The 1,255-nt window shown below is 52.3% G+C and carries 11 tRNA genes; all 11 read left to right on the forward strand.

From position 1 onward, the window contains the following. Positions 1 to 117 precede the first annotated feature (117 nt). The 11 genes from EIZ37_RS25480 (at position 118) to EIZ37_RS25530 (ending at position 1,217) form a co-directional block, all read left to right on the forward strand. Positions 118 to 204, forward strand: a tRNA-Leu gene (locus EIZ37_RS25480). A gap of 15 nt (positions 205 to 219) precedes the next feature. Beyond that, positions 220 to 295: transfer RNA gene (locus tag EIZ37_RS25485), tRNA-Gly, on the forward strand. 10 nt (positions 296 to 305) lie between these two features. After that, a tRNA-Arg gene (locus tag EIZ37_RS25490) sits at positions 306 to 382 on the forward strand. A 66-nt stretch (positions 383 to 448) separates the two neighbouring features. Further along, a tRNA-Pro gene (locus EIZ37_RS25495) sits at positions 449 to 525 on the forward strand. Positions 526 to 538: 13 nt separating this feature from the next. Then, positions 539 to 621: transfer RNA gene (locus EIZ37_RS25500), tRNA-Leu, on the forward strand. A 7-nt stretch (positions 622 to 628) separates the two neighbouring features. After that, positions 629 to 702 (forward strand) — tRNA-Gly (locus EIZ37_RS25505). A gap of 8 nt (positions 703 to 710) precedes the next feature. Further along, positions 711 to 799, forward strand: a tRNA-Ser gene (locus EIZ37_RS25510). 23 nt (positions 800 to 822) lie between these two features. Beyond that, positions 823 to 899 (forward strand) — tRNA-Met (locus EIZ37_RS25515). Between the two features lie 14 nt (positions 900 to 913). Then, positions 914 to 986: transfer RNA gene (locus EIZ37_RS25520), tRNA-His, on the forward strand. A 64-nt stretch (positions 987 to 1,050) separates the two neighbouring features. After that, positions 1,051 to 1,124: transfer RNA gene (locus tag EIZ37_RS25525), tRNA-Arg, on the forward strand. Positions 1,125 to 1,132: 8 nt separating this feature from the next. Beyond that, positions 1,133 to 1,217: transfer RNA gene (locus tag EIZ37_RS25530), tRNA-Leu, on the forward strand. The last annotated feature ends 38 nt before the right edge of the window (positions 1,218 to 1,255 follow it).

Below are 1,255 nucleotides of genomic sequence, written 5' to 3' on the forward strand. Positions count from 1 at the left end.
TCAGAGGGTCGAAGGTTCGAGTCCTTCATGGCTCACCAGTATTGAATACCCCAAAAAGTGAAGCAAAGCTTCGTAGTTTATTCCGAGTACTTTTCGGGGGCCACATATCTTAATAATGCGGTCATGGCGGAATTGGCAGACGCGCTAGATTCAGGTTCTAGTGGTGGCAACACCGTGGAGGTTCAAGTCCTCTTGACCGCACCATTTAAAAAGAAAGATGCGGACGTAGCTCAATTGGTAGAGCGTCGCCTTGCCAAGGCGAAGGTCGCGGGTTCGAGACCCGTCGTCCGCTCCATAAAACTTATGTGCCCTTAGCTCAGCTGGATAGAGCGTTTGACTACGAATCAAAAGGTCGGGAGTTCGAATCTCTCAGGGCACGCCATATGAAAGATCGACGAAAAGCGCCACGTCCTGGCAGCGTCGATCCTAGGACATCCATGTCCGTCGTCGGGAAGTAGCTCAGCTTGGTAGAGTACTTGGCTTGGGACCAAGGGGTCGCAGGTTCGAATCCTGTCTTCCCGACCATGTAATTTCATAAGCCGGTATGGCGGAATTGGCAGACGCGCGCGACTCAAAATCGTGAGGGAAACCGTGGGGGTTCAAGTCCCTCTACCGGCACCATTTATTTGCGGGTGTAGTTCAATGGTAGAACTCCAGCCTTCCAAGCTGGTCGCGTGGGTTCGATTCCCATCACCCGCTCCATTTTTTGTGGAGGGATACCGAAGTGGTCATAACGGGGCGGTCTTGAAAACCGTTAGGGTGCAAGCCCACGGGGGTTCGAATCCCTCTCCCTCCGCCACAATATTTTCTTTTATATATCATGGCGGCGTAGCTCAGCTGGCTAGAGCGTTCGGTTCATACCCGAAAGGTCGGGGGTTCGATCCCCTCCGCCGCTACCAATCAATTTCATATGGCGGTCGTGGCGAAGTGGTTAACGCATCGGATTGTGGCTCCGACACTCGTGGGTTCGATTCCCATCGATCGCCCCTTGAATTTTGGAAGGCATTTGCATGAAAAAGCAAAACGCTTTCCAATATAAATGAATAGTATGTCTCAGTAGCTCAGCAGGATAGAGCAACCGCCTTCTAAGCGGTCGGTCGGGAGTTCGAGTCTCTCCTGAGACGTTTTGTTTGCGGTCGTGGTGGAATTGGCAGACACACCATCTTGAGGGGGTGGCGGGGCGACCCGTGCGAGTTCGAGTCTCGCCGACCGCACCAATGAAAATTTTTAGTTGACTTGTATATGTGCAATGTGT

Origin of the sequence: Brevibacillus migulae, assembly GCF_004521915.1 — a bacterium.
Lineage (GTDB): Bacteria > Bacillota > Bacilli > Brevibacillales > Brevibacillaceae > Brevibacillus_F > Brevibacillus_F migulae.